Consider the following 229-nt stretch of genomic DNA (forward strand, 5'->3'; position numbering starts at 1 on the left):
CGGCGGACGCCAAGGGATGCGCCCGGACCTGCGCCCTGAACGCTCTCGCCGCCGCGAAGAGCGTGCTGGGTTCCCTCGACCGGGTGCGGCGCGTGGTGAAGGTCGTCGGGTTCGTCGCTTCGGACCCCGCCTTCACCGGCCAGCCGGGAGTCATCAATGGTGAGTCCGAGGTGCTCGGCGAGATCTTCGGCGAGGCGGGAGTGCACGCGCGCTCCGCCGTGGGCGTCGC

Annotated in this window: 1 protein-coding gene; it reads left to right on the forward strand. The window is 72.5% G+C overall.

Annotation, left to right across the window (positions count from 1 at the left end; all coding sequences use genetic code 11):
* The coding region (locus tag ACPYOG_RS21175; RefSeq protein ID WP_481296000.1) for a RidA family protein at positions 1 to 229 on the forward strand (229 nt) is incomplete at both ends.

The organism is Leifsonia sp. HAY1-4F (genome assembly GCF_056755275.1).